14 protein-coding genes and 2 tRNA genes are annotated in these 14,828 nt (G+C 67.7%); 13 read left to right on the top strand and 3 right to left on the bottom strand.

All coding sequences use genetic code 11. The annotated features are described in order from the left end of the window. Positions 1-22: 22 nt before the first annotated feature. From E3N86_RS12990 to E3N86_RS12960, 7 genes are all read left to right on the top strand, one after another. The gene (locus tag E3N86_RS12990; protein WP_104103334.1) at positions 23-511 is read left to right on the top strand and encodes a ribose-5-phosphate isomerase; all 489 of its coding nucleotides are present in this window, start codon (positions 23-25) and stop codon (positions 509-511) included. 2 nt (positions 512-513) lie between these two features. After that, positions 514-1,497 carry an Fpg/Nei family DNA glycosylase gene (locus tag E3N86_RS12985; protein WP_104103336.1) on the top strand — a complete coding sequence of 328 codons (984 nt, stop codon included), beginning with the start codon at positions 514-516 and terminating at the stop codon, positions 1,495-1,497. 57 nt (positions 1,498-1,554) lie between these two features. Next, on the top strand, positions 1,555-2,193 hold the full coding sequence (locus E3N86_RS12980) for an FMN-binding negative transcriptional regulator (RefSeq protein WP_134343123.1): 639 nt from the start codon (positions 1,555-1,557) through the stop codon (positions 2,191-2,193). A 2-nt stretch (positions 2,194-2,195) separates the two neighbouring features. Then, complete coding sequence (locus tag E3N86_RS12975) at positions 2,196-3,695, top strand: amidohydrolase (RefSeq protein WP_134374282.1); 1,500 nt, start codon at positions 2,196-2,198, stop codon at positions 3,693-3,695. Positions 3,696-3,794: 99 nt separating this feature from the next. Next, positions 3,795-5,204, top strand: coding sequence for a sensor domain-containing protein (locus E3N86_RS12970; RefSeq protein ID WP_134374190.1), 1,410 nt, complete (start codon positions 3,795-3,797; stop codon positions 5,202-5,204). A 4-nt stretch (positions 5,205-5,208) separates the two neighbouring features. Next, positions 5,209-5,895 carry a response regulator transcription factor gene (locus E3N86_RS12965; RefSeq protein ID WP_104103347.1) on the top strand — a complete coding sequence of 229 codons (687 nt, stop codon included), beginning with the start codon at positions 5,209-5,211 and terminating at the stop codon, positions 5,893-5,895. A gap of 73 nt (positions 5,896-5,968) precedes the next feature. Then, entirely contained in the window at positions 5,969-6,940 is a 972-nt protein-coding gene (locus tag E3N86_RS12960) for an L-lactate dehydrogenase (RefSeq protein ID WP_104103349.1), read from the top strand. Positions 6,941-6,972: 32 nt separating this feature from the next. Here the strand turns inward: E3N86_RS12960 and E3N86_RS12955 are convergent. After that, a tRNA-Gly gene (locus E3N86_RS12955) sits at positions 6,973-7,046 on the bottom strand. A 169-nt stretch (positions 7,047-7,215) separates the two neighbouring features. Here E3N86_RS12955 and E3N86_RS12950 point away from each other — a divergent pair. From E3N86_RS12950 to clpX, 5 genes are all read left to right on the top strand, one after another. Beyond that, positions 7,216-7,292, top strand: a tRNA-Pro gene (locus tag E3N86_RS12950). Between the two features lie 41 nt (positions 7,293-7,333). Continuing rightward, entirely contained in the window at positions 7,334-8,788 is a 1,455-nt protein-coding gene (gene tig / locus E3N86_RS12945; RefSeq protein ID WP_134343128.1) for a trigger factor, read from the top strand. 311 nt (positions 8,789-9,099) lie between these two features. Further along, on the top strand, positions 9,100-9,699 hold the full coding sequence (locus E3N86_RS12940) for an ATP-dependent Clp protease proteolytic subunit (RefSeq protein ID WP_104103353.1): 600 nt from the start codon (positions 9,100-9,102) through the stop codon (positions 9,697-9,699). Between the two features lie 15 nt (positions 9,700-9,714). Then, on the top strand, positions 9,715-10,386 hold the full coding sequence (locus E3N86_RS12935) for an ATP-dependent Clp protease proteolytic subunit (RefSeq protein ID WP_104103356.1): 672 nt from the start codon (positions 9,715-9,717) through the stop codon (positions 10,384-10,386). 186 nt (positions 10,387-10,572) lie between these two features. Further along, positions 10,573-11,853: an ATP-dependent Clp protease ATP-binding subunit ClpX gene (gene clpX / locus E3N86_RS12930; RefSeq protein ID WP_104103359.1), complete on the top strand. Its 1,281-nt coding sequence runs from the start codon at positions 10,573-10,575 to the stop codon at positions 11,851-11,853. A 113-nt stretch (positions 11,854-11,966) separates the two neighbouring features. Here clpX and E3N86_RS17165 read toward each other — a convergent pair whose 3' ends face one another. Then, on the bottom strand, positions 11,967-12,113 hold the full coding sequence (locus tag E3N86_RS17165; RefSeq protein ID WP_166785992.1) for a hypothetical protein: 147 nt from the start codon (positions 12,111-12,113) through the stop codon (positions 11,967-11,969). On the opposite strand from E3N86_RS17165, the gene E3N86_RS12920 reads away from it, so the two are divergent. Next, positions 12,100-12,747, top strand: a complete 648-nt coding sequence (locus E3N86_RS12920) for a benzoate/H(+) symporter BenE family transporter (RefSeq protein WP_134512112.1) — start codon at positions 12,100-12,102, stop codon at positions 12,745-12,747. The genes E3N86_RS17165 and E3N86_RS12920 overlap by 14 nt on opposite strands. Here E3N86_RS12920 and E3N86_RS12915 read toward each other — a convergent pair. Further along, positions 12,744-14,777: a M3 family metallopeptidase gene (locus tag E3N86_RS12915; RefSeq protein ID WP_104103364.1), complete on the bottom strand. Its 2,034-nt coding sequence runs from the start codon at positions 14,775-14,777 to the stop codon at positions 12,744-12,746. The two genes, E3N86_RS12920 and E3N86_RS12915, sit on opposite strands and share 4 nt — an antisense overlap. Between the last annotated feature and the right edge of the window lie 51 nt (positions 14,778-14,828).

Raw genomic sequence — 14,828 nt, 5'->3', positions numbered from 1 at the left:
CCGAGTAAATATAATCGGTTGCATGCGCATCCACATCGCCACTGACCACGCCGGCCTCGACTTCAGCCACCAGCTGGTCACGCACCTCGCCCTTGCCGGTCACGAAGTCGTGGACCACGGGCCGGAGGTCTACGACGCCCTCGACGACTACCCCGGTTTCTGCATCCGGGCGGCCGAGGCCGTCGTCGCCGACCTGTCCGTCGGCGTCGACGCGCTCGGCGTCGTCTTCGGCGGCTCGGGCAACGGCGAGCAGATGGCCGCTAACAAAGTGAAGGGCGTGCGCGCCGCGCTGGTCTGGAGCCTCAGTACCGCCAGGCTCGCCCGCGAGCACAACGACGCGAACGTCATCTCCATCGGTGCCAGGCAGCACAGCATCGAGGACGCCATCGACTTCATCGACGCCTTTATCTCGGAGCCGTTCCCCGGCGACGAACGCCACTGCCGCCGCATCCTGCAGCTGGCGGAGTACGAGGCGCACTGCACCATCAACGGCACGCGTCTCGCCGACTAGCCGTGCCTGAGGGTCATTCCGTCCACCGCATTGCGCGCCAGTTCGCCCGCAACTTCGTGGGTAAAAGCATCCGACTGTCGTCGCCGCAGGGCCGCTTCGTGGACGGCGCGGCGATGCTCGACGGCCACATCATGACGGATGCCCGTGCCGTCGGCAAGCAGATGTTCCTCGAATTCGACAACGGGCTCTGGCTGCGCGTGCACCTGGGGCTCTACGGCGCCTGGGACTTTGCCGGGGACATCCAAGCGCACGGTACGGACGCCGCCATCAAGGGTCGCAGGCGCCGGACCGTCAGGCGCGACGCGGGTGACGTCATGCAGGGCCTGGCGGGGGAGGACTCGCTGCAGAGCATCGGCGCGCCCCGGCTGACCCGGCTGCGGATGGCGGAAGACGAGAAGGTCAGCGTCGAGCCCGACGGCTTCCCGCCCGCACCCATCGGCCAGGTGCGGGTGCGTCTGCTGGCCGACGACGTCGTTGCGGACCTGCGCGGGCCCACGGCTTGCGTGGTGCTCGACTCTCAGGAGGTGCACGTGGCGATGGACCGTCTCGGGCCGGACCCGATGCTCGACGACAGCCGCGCCGCCGAGGACCGCTTCGTCACGGTGGTGCGGAAGAAGCCCACCCCGATCGGGCGCCTTTTGATGGACCAGTTGGTGGTCAGCGGCATCGGCAACGTCTACCGGGCCGAGTTGCTCTTCCGTGCGCGCCTGAACCCGTATGCGCCGGGCAAGTCGCTCAGCGACGAGCAGTCCCGTGCGCTCTGGCGAGACTGGGCGCACCTGCTGAAGATCGGCGTGTCGACCGGGCAGATGATGACCATGGACGGCCTCGGCGACGCGGCTTATGGGCGAGCCCTGAGGCGACGGGCCGACCGGCACTGGGTGTACAAGCGCGAGGGGCTGCCCTGCCGGGTCTGCGGCACCCACATCACCGTTGAGGAGATGGCCGCACGCAAGCTCTACTGGTGCCCGAAATGCCAGGCCTGACCTGCTCGCCCTGATCTGCTTCACCTGATCTGAACCCACGACCAGAACGGGACACCGATGAGACACAACCCCATTTTTGAGCAGGGCGACCCGGCCGAGATCCGCCGTCTCATCCGGGAGAACCCATGGGCCACGCTGATCAGCCACACCGAGTCCGGTCTGGTGGCCTCGCACTACCCGGTACTGCTCGACGAGGAGGCCGACGAGACCGACGGAATCGTGCTGGTCAGCCACGTCGGACGCCCCGACGAGGCCCTGCACGAACTCGGCCGGCACGAGCTGCTGGTGATCATCCAGGGACCCCACGGCTACATCTCGCCCGGCTGGTACGACGCGGCGCCCGCCGTTCCCACCTGGAACTTCGTCGCCGCGCACCTGAACGGCACACCCGAACTACTCAGCGACGAGGAGAACCTGCGGGTGCTGGACCGCCTGGTCGACCACTTCGAGGAGCGGATGCCTGAACCGCGTCGCCTGTCCGGCACCGAGGCCAACGCCGCCTACGCCGCCCGTATTGCGGCCGGTACGGTCGGCTTCCGGCTCAGGGTGAACCGCCTCACCGCCAAGAGCAAGCTCAGCCAGAACAAGCCGGCCGAGACCGTGGCGCGCATTCTGGGTGAACTCGAGGGAGACGGTCCCTATGCGAGCCCGGGCCTGGCAGCCGAAATGCGCCGGGTGCACGGGGTCGACCGGTGAGCGTGTCCACGCCCGCTCCGGCAACAGCGTCGGCCCCTCCGCTCGTCTTGCGGAACGGCCGGCTGCCGGGAAGCGACGAGATCGTCGACACGCTGATCGTCGACGGCCGGGTGCGCCGGCTCGGGTATCTGAGTCAGTCGGCTGCGGGCATCCGTTCGGTCGATCTGGAAGAACGCTGGCTGATTCCGGGCCTCTGGGACAACCACGTGCACTTCAGCCAGTGGGCGCAGACGAATCAGCGGCTGGATCTGTCCGGCACCGACAGTGCCGCCGCCGCGGCCGACCTGGTGGCCGAACGGGTGCCCGGCGTTTCGAGGGGGGAGACCCTGGTCGGGTTCGGGTTTCGCGACGCTCTGTGGCCGGATGCCCCGAGCCGGCCCCTGCTGGACGCCGCCGCCGGCACCGTTCCGACCGTGTTGATCAGCGGTGACCTACACTCATGCTGGCTGAACTCGGCCGCGCTCGCCCGCCACGGCCACACGGAGCACCCGACCGGGCTGCTCCGTGAGGAGGACTGCTTCGCCGTGGTGCGCACGCTCGCCGAGGTGCCCGATGTCGTGATGGACGGCTGGGCCGACAGCGCGGCCCGGACCGCGGCGGCTCGCGGGGTCGTGGGCATCGTCGACATGGAGATGGACTGGAACCTCGCCACCTGGCTGCGGCGCATCCAGGGCGGCACCGACTCGCTGCGGGTGGAGTTCGGTATCTACACCCAGCATTTGGAGCGCGCCATCGCACTCGGTCTGCGGAGTGGGGCCGGCATCGACGGCACCGGCGGGCTGCTCACGGTGGGATCCTGCAAGGTGATCACCGACGGCTCGCTGAACACCCGCACCGCGTACTGCGTCGACGAGTACCCCGGCCTGGAGGGCCAGCCCGGGTCACGCGGGATGCTCACCGTGCCGCCGGAGGAGCTGCTCGCGCACCTGGGCCGGGCCGTGGCCGCGGGCATCCGCCCCGCCGTGCACGCCATCGGCGACCGGGCCAACGCGCTGGCCCTCGACGCCTTCGAGCAGCTCGGCTGCGCCGGCAGCATCGAGCACGCGCAGCTGCTCACGAGGGAGGACGTCGCCCGTTTCGCCCGGCTCGGCGTGGTAGCGAGCGTGCAGCCCGAGCACGCCCTCGACGACCGGGACGTCGCCGACCGCTACTGGGTGGGACGCACCGACCGGGCCTTCGTGCTGAAGAGCCTGCTGAACGCCGGGGTCACGCTCGCGCTCGGGTCCGACGCCCCGGTCGCTCCGCTGGACCCGTGGGTGAGCATCGCCGCCGCCGTCGGGCGCACTCGCGGCAGCCGCGAACCCTGGCACGCCGAGCAAGCCATCTCCCGGCAGGCCGCGCTCGCCGCGTCCGCGCGCGGCCGGCACCGCGTTCTGGCGGGAGACGTCGCCGACCTCGCGGTGTGCGAGATCGACCCGTTCGTCGCCTCAGTGCCCGACCTGCGACGGATGCCCGTGGCCGCCACCCTGCTCGCCGGCCGCTTCACCCACACCACCCTCTGACCTGGGGGGTTACCCCCGGCGAGATCCGGTTGGCAGCGGGATGTCGTCAACTCGACCCAGCGATCAGGCTGAGTACCGACAGACTTACTGGAGGACACCATGACCGCACCGACCGAAACCCCCGCACGCGCCGGCTATCGCGCGCTCTGGCGGCGCGTGCCGCAGGAGCTGCTCTTTCTACTGCTGACCCTGCCGGTGGTCGTGATCGCCCTCACCGTTCTGAGCACCGTATTCTTCACCGGCATCGGCCTGCTCGCCGCCGTCGTTGGGATCGTCGTCGTCGTGGCGTCCCTCTACCTCGCCCGCGGCATCGGTCTGGTCGAACTCGCCCGCCTGCGCTGGGCCGGCCAGCCTGCCATCACCCCGCCGCGGTGGGCGACGCCGGGGGAGCCGGCCACCACCCTCCGCGCCCTGCTCGGCCCGCTCGTCAACGGGCACTACTGGCTCTACCTGCTGCACGGCATGGTCGTGAACTTCGTGGTCGGGCTTGTCAGCTGGATCGTCACCGTAGTCTGGCTGTCGGTGGGCCTCGGCGGCGTCAGCTACTGGATCTGGGGCCGCTTCCTCCCCGAGGACCGGAACGACGACCTGCACGCGATCATCCTGAACTGGATTCTGCCGGGCACCACGCTCCCGATCGACCCGCTCCTGGCCGAAAGCCTCCTGCAGCTCGTCCTGGGCATCCTCTTTCTGCTGACTCTGCCGTACATCACCCACGCGTTCACCCGGCTGCACCAGTTCGCGGCCCGCGGCATGCTGGGCGCCTGGCGGTCCGAGGCCCTGCAGCGTGAGGTCGCCGACCTCAGCGCGTCGCGCGGGGCGGCCGTCGCCGCGGAAGACCAGTCCCTGCGGCGCCTGGAACGGGACATCCACGATGGTCCGCAGCAGCGCCTGGTGCGCCTGCAGATGGACCTCGCCAGCGCCGAGCGCAAGCTCGATACCGACCCGGATGCCGCGCGCACCCTGATCGTGGAGGCCCGGGAGCAGGCTCACGACACCCTCGAGGAGCTGCGGGCGCTGTCCCGCGGTTTGGTGCCGCCCCTCCTGCAGGACCGCGGTCTCCTCGCCGGCCTCGAGTCCCTGGCCGCCCGTAGCACCATCCCTGTGCGGCTCGAGCTGCAGGTCGACCCGGCGCTGCGGCTGCCCAGCGAAATCGAGCGGAGCGCGTATTTCGTCGGCGCGGAGTTGCTCACCAACGCCGCCAAGCACTCGCGGGCCACGGACATCCGTCTGCACCTGGCCCTGCGCGCCGTCCCCGACGATGGGAGCACCGGCAGCCCTGCCAGCACGGGGGCCGCCGGCGTCATCTGGCTCGACCTCTGGGTGATCGACGACGGCATCGGCGGGGCCCGGCTGACCGATGCCCATGGCCTGCACGGACTCGACGAACGCCTGCACGGCCTTCGCGGGGTGTTGTCGGTGCGGAGCCCCGAGGGTGGCCCGACCGCGATCGGGGCACACATCCCACTGCCCGCGGCCCGGCCGGCGCGAGCGGTCGCCGTATCCTGAACGGATGACCGACCTCGCTTCAGCCATTCTCGCCGCTCCCTCCGCCCCACCCCTGAGGCTCGTGCTGGCCGAGGACTCGGTGCTGCTCAGAGAGGGCCTGATCCGCCTGTTCGACGAGGCCGGGTTTGTGACCGTCGCGTCCTACGGCGACGCGGATTCCCTCCTGGCCGAGGTAGACGCGCTGCGGCCCGACATCGCCGTGCTGGATGTGCGGATGCCGCCCACCTTCCGGGACGAGGGCGTGCGCGCCGCGCTGGAACTGCGCCGCAGGCTGCCGTCGGTGGGCATCCTGCTGCTCAGCCAGTATGTGGAGGGCACCTACGCGCATGAACTTCTCGCCGCCGGCAACGGGGGACTGGGCTACCTGCTCAAGGACCGGGTGGCGTCGCTCGACGAGCTGCGGGACGCCGTGACCCGGATCAGCGCGGGCGGCACCGTGCTCGACCCGCAGGTCGTGCGCGAGTTGCTGGCCCGCCGCACCGACCCGGTCGCGGCCCTCACCCCGCGTGAGCGTGACGTGCTCGGGCTGATGGCGGAGGGGCGCACCAACGCCGGCATCGCCGCGAAGCTCGTGATCGGCGTCGGCGCGGTCGAGAAGAACGTCACCTCGATCTTCCAGAAGCTCGGCCTCGACGACTCGGGCTCCGACCACCGCCGGGTGCTGGCCGTGCTCACCTACCTGCGGCACTGACCCTGCGGCACTGACTCAGCCACGGATATCCGGATACTCGGATCCGGCCCGGTCAGGGGTGCAGAATGAGCTTATGAGCGAGATCGCGAATTCCAAGCTGGCCATCATCGGAGCCGGGGCCGTCGGGTCGTCCCTGGCCTACGCCGCACTGATCCGGCAGTCCGCGCGGGAAGTCGTGCTCTACGACATCAACGGGCCCAAGGTGGAGGCCGAGGTTCTCGACCTGGCCCACGGCACCCAGTTCACGGGTGCTTCCTGCGTGGCCGGCGGCAGCGACCTCGACGCCATCGCGGGGGCGAACATGGTCGTGATCACGGCCGGGGCCAGACAGCACCCCGGTCAGTCCCGGCTCGAGATGGCCGGCGTCAATGTCGGGATCCTGCGGGAGCTGATGCCCCAGCTGGTCGAGCGAGCCCCGGACGCCGTCTATATGCTCGTCACCAACCCCTGCGACGTGCTTGCCTATGCTGCCCGCCAGTTCAGCGGGCTGCCGGCCACGCGCGTCTTCGGGTCGGGCACGGTGCTCGACTCCTCCCGGCTGCGCTGGATGCTCGCGCACCGGGTCGGCGTCGCGATCGCCAATGTGCACGCCGTGATCGTCGGAGAGCACGGCGACTCGGAGTTCCCGCTCTGGTCCCAGGCCCGGATCGGCCCGATCTCCCTGGCCGAGTGGGTGCAGGACGACATCTCGCCTAAGGGTCTGGTGCCGTTCTCGGAGGCGGAATTCGACGCGATCACCGAGAGCGTGAAGACCGCGGCGTACACGGTCATCGCCGGCAAGGGCGCCACGAACTACGCGATCGGGCTTTCGGGCGCCCGGATCGTCGAGGCCGTGCTGCGCGACGAGGGCGCCGTGCTTCCGGTCAGCTCGGTGCTCACCGACTACCGGGGCGTCAGCGACGTGGCGCTGTCGGTGCCGAGCGTGATCAACGCCGAGGGCGTCTCGCGCGTGATCGAGGTTCCCTTCAGCGAGAAGGAGCAGGAGCTGTTCGAGCACTCGGCGGCGACGTTGCGCACGACGCTGAACGGGCTCGGACTCGACTGAGCCGTGTGAGACGATCCGTCCAGGATGTTGGGTGGAGGGGATGACGGGAATCGAACCCGCGCCATCAGTTTGGAAAACTGAGGCTCTACCATTGAGCTACATCCCCCGGGCGCAGTTCCCCGCGCACACACCCAGCGTAGTACACGTCGACGGTCGCCAGCTGCACGCCTCGACCCGCGGCATCCGGACCGTGCAGTAGACTTATCGAGGTCATTCCGCGAATTGCGCGAACTCTGCGCCCCAAGCGGATGCCATCACCGGGTTGAGAAATTGTCCGGGGCGTAGCTCAGCTTGGTAGAGCGCTCGGTTTGGGGCCGAGAGGTCGCAGGTTCGAATCCTGTCGCCCCGACCAACACCCCCTAAATACATCGGTCGAACACAGGAGATTGCCACGTGAAGTCCACGGTAGAACAACTGAGCCCCACTCGCGCGAAGGTCACCATCTCGGTGGCTCCCGAGGAGCTGAAGCCCAGCATCACCCACGCCTACGGCCACATCGCCGAGGACATCAACATCCCCGGCTTCCGCAAGGGCAAGGTCCCGCCGGCCATCATCGACCAGCGTGTCGGCAAGTCCGCCGTGCTCGAGCATGCGGTCAACGAGAGCCTCGACGGTTTCTACCGCTCGGCCGTGACCGAGCACAAGCTGCGCCCTTTGGGCCGCCCCGAGGCAGACATCGTCGCCTGGCCCAGCGACAAGGACTTCTCCGGAGACCTGGAACTGGCCATCGAGGTCGACGTGCGCCCCGAGATCGACCTGCCGAACTACTCCGGGCTGAAGCTCACTGTCGACGCCGTCGAGGTGTCCGATGAAGAGGTCACCGAGGAACTCGACAACCTGCGCAGCCGCTTCGGCACTCTCGTCACCGTCGATCGTCCCGCCACCACGGGCGACTTCGTGCAGATCGACCTGATCGCCGCCATCAACAGCGTCGAGGTCGACAACGCCACCGGCATCTCCTACGAGGTCGGATCCGGCGACCTCATCGACGGCATCGACGAGGCGCTCGACTCTCTCAGCGCCGGTGAGACCACCACCTTCAATTCCAACCTCATGGGTGGGGACCACGAGGGCGAGACCGCCGAGATCACCGTCACCGTCGGCGCCGTCAAGGAGCGCGAGCTTCCCACCGCCGACGACGACTTCGCGCAGATCGCCAGCGAGTTCGACACCATCGCCGAACTGACCGAGAGCCTCAAGGGCCAGGTCGAGCGCTCCAAGGTCTTCGGCCAAGGCACCCAGGCCCGCGAGAAGCTCGTCGAGCAGCTGCTCGAGTCGGTCGAGGTTCCGATTCCGACCGCGATCATCGAGGACGAGGTGCGTCGCCACCTCGAGGGCGAGAACCGCCTCGAAGACGCCGAGCACCGCGCCGAGGTCACCGAGGCCAGCGAGAAGACCTTCCGTCAGCAGATCCTGCTCGACACCATCGCCGAGGCCGAGAAGGTCCAGGTCAGCCAGGACGAGCTCACTCAGTACCTGATCCAGGGCGCAGCCCAGTACGGCATGGACCCGAGCGAATTCGTCCAGGCGCTGAGCGGCAACGGTCAGATCCCGTCGATGGTGGCCGAGGTTGCCCGCAACAAGGCCCTCGCCATCGCGCTGGGCAAGGCCGAGGTCGTTGACTCCAACGGTAACGCCGTCGACCTGTCCGAGTTCGTCGCGGTCGCCGACGAGGCGTCCGGCGAGGACGAGGAAGAAGAGATCGAGGAGGACGACTCCGACGCCGCCGAGGTCGAGGCCGAGGTCGACGCCGAGGTCGAGGCCATCAAGGCCGCCAAGGCCACGGCAGCGAAGGCAGCCAAGGCCAAGGCCACCGCGGCGAAGAAGAAGGCCGCCGCCAAGAAGTAGCACGACGACCGCTCACGCGGGCGTTCGGGTCGGATGTCACAGACATCCGACCCGTTCCGCGTTTCTGCCCTGCCGCCCCCGCTCTCGTCCCTTGCCCTCAGCTCTCCCGCACTGGACCAATTCGACGGAGATTTTCGGGTTAAGGGCCGTTATGCACGATTTTCGGGGCCAGGAGAGCAGAATCTCCGTCGAATTGGTTCGGAGCGACTGATGCGTGGGCGGCGCGTTATCTGCCGAGGGCGAACACAGCCGTTCCGGAGCGTTGGCTCCTATAGATTCAATCTGAAGCGACAAGTGAAACGGAGCGCGACATGGCCGATATGACACCTACACCGGGCGTTTTTGACCGACTGCTGAAAGACCGCATCATCTGGCTGGGTTCAGAGGTCCGGGATGAGAACGCCAACGAGATTTGTGCCAAAATCCTGCTGCTGGCCGCAGAGGACTCGGAGCGGGATATCTTCCTGTACATCAACTCGCCCGGCGGCTCAATCACGGCGGGCATGGCCATTTACGACACGATGAGGTTCGTTCCGAACGACATCGTCACCGTCGGCATCGGACTCGCTGCCTCGATGGGGCAGTTCCTGTTGTCCTCTGGAACCAAGGGCAAGCGCTACATCACACCCAACGCCCGGGTCCTGTTGCACCAGCCGTCCGGCGGATTCGGTGGCACGGCCGCCGACATCCAGACGCAGGCGAAGGTCATCCTGGATATGAAGAAGCGGATGGCCGAACTCACGGCAGAGCAGACCGGCAAGTCGGTCGAGCAGATCCTCATTGACAACGACCGCGACAACTGGTTCACCGCTCACGAGGCCGTGGCCTATGGTTTTGTCGACCACCTGCGCGGCTCCGCGTCGGAAGTGGTCGGCGGCGGCGGCACCGACGACTCAGTGAACAAGAAGTAGGACGGGCGAGACGACATGGAATTCACGAATTTTGGTCACCAGGCCGGGGGCCGCGCTTCGCAGGCTCCCGAGGCCCGATACATCCTTCCCACGTTTGAAGAGCGCACGGCCTACGGCTACAAGCGCCAGGACCCCTACGCGAAGCTCTTCGAGGACCGCATCATCTTTCTCGGCGTGCAGGTGGACGACGCGTCCGCCGATGACGTCATGGCCCAGCTCCTGGTGCTCGAGAGCCAGGACCCGGACCGGGACATCGTGATGTACATCAACTCACCGGGTGGCTCCTTCACCGCGATGACGGCGATCTACGACACGATGCAGTACATTCGTCCGCACATCCAGACGGTCTGCCTCGGCCAGGCGGCATCCGCTGCGGCCGTGCTGCTTGCCGGCGGCACACCCGGGAAGCGCCTCGCCCTTCCCAACGCCCGCATCCTCATCCACCAGCCCTCGGCCGGCGGACAGGGCGGAGGTCAGGCCTCCGACATCGAGATCCAGGCAGCTGAGATTCAGCGGATGCGGGAGTGGCTCGAATTCACCATCGCTCACCACTCCAACCGCAGCGCGGAGCAGGTTCACAAGGATATCGACCGCGACAAGATCCTCGGCTCGGCCGAGGCCCTCGAGTACGGCCTGATCGACCAGATCCTGACCAGCCGCAAAAACGTGCCCACGCTCGTCAAGTAGAAGAGCGAAACCGTGAACGCGACGGATGTCCGGCTCAACGGAGCCGGGCATCCGTCGCGTTTCGCATATCGGAGAGTTCGGGCAGAACGGTGCCTGAACGTTATTCGACAGATGCGGTCAGCCTGCACCCGTGCCGCACAGGCACAGGCTAGGCTCGATGCAGTTGTCAATGGAGGAGGCTGACGGATGGCCCGAATAGGCGAAAGCGCTGACCTGTTGAAATGCTCTTTCTGCGGAAAGAGCCAGAAGCAGGTGCAGCAGCTCATTGCGGGCCCCGGTGTCTACATCTGCGACGAGTGCGTCGAGTTGTGCAACGAGATCATCGAGGAGCGTTTGGCCGAAGCCACCGCTGAAGACGGTGCCGGCGAATTCGAATTGCCCAAGCCGAAGGAGATCTTCGGCTTCCTCGAGGAATACGTCATCGGGCAGGAAGCCGCAAAGCGCGCCCTCGCCGTTGCCGTCTACAACCATTACAAGCGCGTACGCTCCCGCGCCACCCTCACCGCCGCCGACGCCATCCACGACGACGTGGAAATCGCCAAGTCCAATATTCTGTTGATCGGCCCTACCGGCTGCGGCAAGACCTACCTCGCCCAGACACTGGCAAAACGCCTCAACGTTCCCTTCGCCGTGGCGGATGCGACGGCCCTCACCGAGGCCGGCTATGTCGGTGAAGACGTGGAGAACATCCTCCTCAAGTTGATCCAGGCCGCCGACTACGACGTCAAGCGCGCCGAGACCGGCATCATCTACATCGACGAGATCGACAAGATCGCGCGCAAGGCCGAGAATCCCTCGATCACCCGCGACGTGTCCGGCGAGGGTGTGCAGCAGGCCCTGTTGAAGATTCTCGAGGGCACTGTGGCCTCGGTTCCGCCGCAGGGTGGGCGCAAGCATCCGCACCAGGAATTCATTCAGATCGACACCACGAATGTACTGTTCATCGTGGCCGGCGCGTTCGCGGGCCTGGATGACATCATTTCGACCCGGGCCGGCAAGAAGGGCATCGGGTTCGGCGCTCCGCTTCACAGCAAGGGTGACGACGTCAACCTGTTCAGTGAGGTGCTCCCCGAAGACCTGCACAAATTCGGCCTGATCCCCGAGTTCATCGGCCGTCTGCCCGTGGTCACCACCGTCACCCAGCTCGACCAGGTGGCCCTGATGCAGATTTTGACCGTCCCGAAGAACGCCCTCGTGCGGCAGTACCAGCGCATGTTCCAGCTCGACGGCGTCGAGCTCGAGTTCGAACAGCCGGCGTTGGAGGCCATCGCCGACCTCGCGGTCCTGCGCAAGACCGGTGCGCGTGGCCTGCGAGCGATCATGGAAGAAGTGCTCGGACCGATCATGTTCGAGGTGCCGTCGAGCTCCGAGGTGGCGCGCGTCGTGGTCACCCGGGCCGCCGTGCTCGATAACGCCGAGCCCACGATCGTGCTGCACAAGGCCCGCCGCGTCGACAAGTCCGCCTAGGTTCAGCGTCCGGCCTCACCTCGCTTCGGCACCCGACCGAACTGGGCCCGGGGGCCGCCGTGTACCAGCCCGCTTTCGTCGGCGTCGTTGCGGCGGTCACCGGATTCGCGGGTTCATTCGTGCTCGTCATCGCCGGGCTGCAGGTCGTGGGCGCGACCGATTCGCAGACGGCATCCGTGCTGTTGGCGCCCTGCCTGCTGGTCGGCATCGACGGCGTGCTGTATCCCGAAGCCGATCGCCAGTGCGATGCTTGCCGGCATCCTGTTCCCGATCTGCCCGGCCCCGGTGACGGCAGCCGTGCAGCAGCCGCTGCTCGCGGTGCCGGTTGTTCTGGTCTGGCTCGCCGCGGGCAAGCCGGCGCGCGCGTGGATGGTGCCGGCGACCATGGCCGTGGCCGCGATCATCGACGTTCGGCTACCAGCCTCCGCCCTGCGCGATCTGGTCGGCTCCGGTCTGGCGAACGCGGTCGGATCGGTCGTCGGCGCGCTCGGCATCACCCTGACGGCAATCACGACCGCGCCGATGGCCGGCCCCGACGCGCATCCTGACGGCCCGAAGCGGTGGATCGCCACGGCTGCCTCCGGGGCGGCTTGCCTCGTCCTGGTCACCGCGTCGGGCGTTTCGGTGTTGGGCATCGGCTCCGCGTTCGGGGGCTGGTCATCGGCGGCGTGGTCATGCTCTGGCTCGGCTGGATGCCCCCCGGCCGCTCTCACCCACTGCCGTCGCTGCCCCCTAACGAATTCGACGGAGATTTTGCCGAAATCGGGCCTACACGGGCCGAAAGCGGCCGGTTTCCGTAAAATCTCCGTCGAATTGGTTCAGGGGCGGGGCGTTAGGGCGCCGGGCAGGGCCGGGCAGGGCCGGGCAGGGCCGGGCAGTGCCGGACGGTGCTAGTTCAGGCCGCGACGGTCGAGCAGCGGCTGAATGTCGGCGTCACGACCGCGGAAATGGCGGTAGGCGGCGAGCGGGTCTGTGCTGCCGCCCACGCTCAGCAGCCGCGACCGGAAACGGTCTCCGTTGGCCCGGGTGAGCCCGCCGTTCTCTGCGAACCACTCGCCGGTGTCGGCGTCCAGCACCTCGCTCCAGATGTAGGAGTAGTAGCCGGCGTCGTAGCCGCCGGCAAAGGTGTGCGCGAAGTAGGTGCTGGAATAGCGGGTCGGCACGGCAGGATTGTCGAGCCCCACGGCGGCGAGGGCGGATGCCTCGAACGCGGCGACATCCGTCACCCTGTCGTCGGCTTCGATGCGGTGCCAGGCCTGGTCGAGCAGGGCCGCCGCAAGGTACTCGCTGGTGGAGAAGCCCTCGTTGAAGGTGGACGAGGCGTGGATGCGGTCGACGAGGTCCTGGGGCATGGGCTCCCCGGTCTCGTGGTGACGAGCATAGTTCGCGAGCACGTCGGGCCACAGCATCCACATCTCGTTGACCTGGCTGGGGAACTCCACAAAGTCGCGGTACACATTGGTGCCGGCGAATTTCGGGTAGGTGACCCGCGCGAACAGGCCGTGCAGGGCGTGCCCGAACTCGTGGAACAGGGTGACGACCTCGTCGAAACTGAGCAGGGTGGGCTCGCCCGTCGCCGGCCGGGGAACGTTCAGGTTGTTGCAGACGATCGTGGGGGTACCTATAAGCGTCGACTGGGAGCCCAGGGCGTTCATCCAGGCGCCGCCCCGCTTGGAGTCGCGGGTGTAGACGTCGATGATGTACAGGCCCACGGGCGAGCCGTCGGCCTCGGCGACCTCGAACACACGCGCGCCGGGGTGCCAGGCGACGAGGTCGGGTCGCTCGGTGAAGGTGACGCCGTAGAGCCGATTGGCCGCGTAGAACACGCCGTCCTGCAGCACCCGTTCGAACTCGAAGTAGGGGCGCATGGCCGCGGTGTCCACGTCGTAGCGGGCTCGCCGCACCCTCTCCGTGTAGAAGGCCCAGTCCCAGGCGGCGAGCTCGAAGTCCCCGCCGTCCGCATCGATCTGCTCCTGCAGGTCGGCCTGCTCGACGCGCGCATTCCGGGCTGCCGCCGGCGCGAGGCGCCCGAGCATGTCGGCGACCGCCTCCGGGGTCTTCGCCGTCTGGTCCGCGGTCACGCCGGCCGCGTGGCTGTCGAATCCGAGCAGCCGGGCCCGCTCGGCACGCAGCCGCGAGATCTCCAGCACGAGGGCGCGGTTGTCGAACTGCCCGCCACGGATGCCCCGGGACCGTGAGGCGGCCAGCAGCCGTTCCCGCACACCCCGGTTCGTCAGCTGTGCCAAGTAGGGGTGCGAGGTAGCCAGCACCAGAGTGATCACGTAACGCCCGGTCAGGCCGCGCTCGTGGGCGGCCTCGGCCGCGGCGGAGATCTGACCGGGGGTGAGGCCATCCAGCTCGCTCACGTCGTCGAGCACGAGTGCCAGATCGATGGTGTCGGCGAGCAGGTTCTTCTCGAACCGGGTGGTGACCGTGGAGAGCCGCTTATTGTAGTTACGCAGCCGGGCCTTGTCGTCGTCGCCGAGGCCCGCGCCCGCGAGCGTGAACTCGGTGAAGTACCGCTCGATCAGGTAGCGCTCCTCCGGCTCCAGGTCCAACCGGTCCCGCTGCTCCTGCAGAGCGGCGATCCGGGTGAACAGGCCAGGGTCCAGACGGATGGCGTCCGCGTGCGCCGCGAGGAGCGGGGCCAGTTCCTCCTCGAGGGCGTTGGTGAAGTCGCTGGAGTCCGACGAACTCCGGTTGAAGAACACCTCGGCCACCCGGGTCAGCAACGGTCCGCTGCGCTCGAGCGGAACCATCGTGTTGTCGAAGGTGGGGGCATCCGCGCTCGCGCAGATCGCCGCAATCTCGGCCAACTGCTCGGACATACCGTCCAGGAACGCCGGCCGGTAGTGCTCCTCCGCAATCAGCGCGAACGGGGGCAGCTCGAACGGAAGCGTGCTGATGCTGGCGAAGGGGTTCATTTGTTTACCCTGTCACATCCACATTTCGTCTGTCGGAGTATTCCCCCGCAC

This window comes from Cryobacterium sp. Hz7 (genome assembly GCF_004402815.1).
Taxonomy (GTDB): Bacteria; Actinomycetota; Actinomycetes; order Actinomycetales; family Microbacteriaceae; genus Cryobacterium; species Cryobacterium sandaracinum.
Note: the sequence above shows the minus strand (reverse complement) of the source record. Positions and strands in the feature narration are given on the sequence as shown.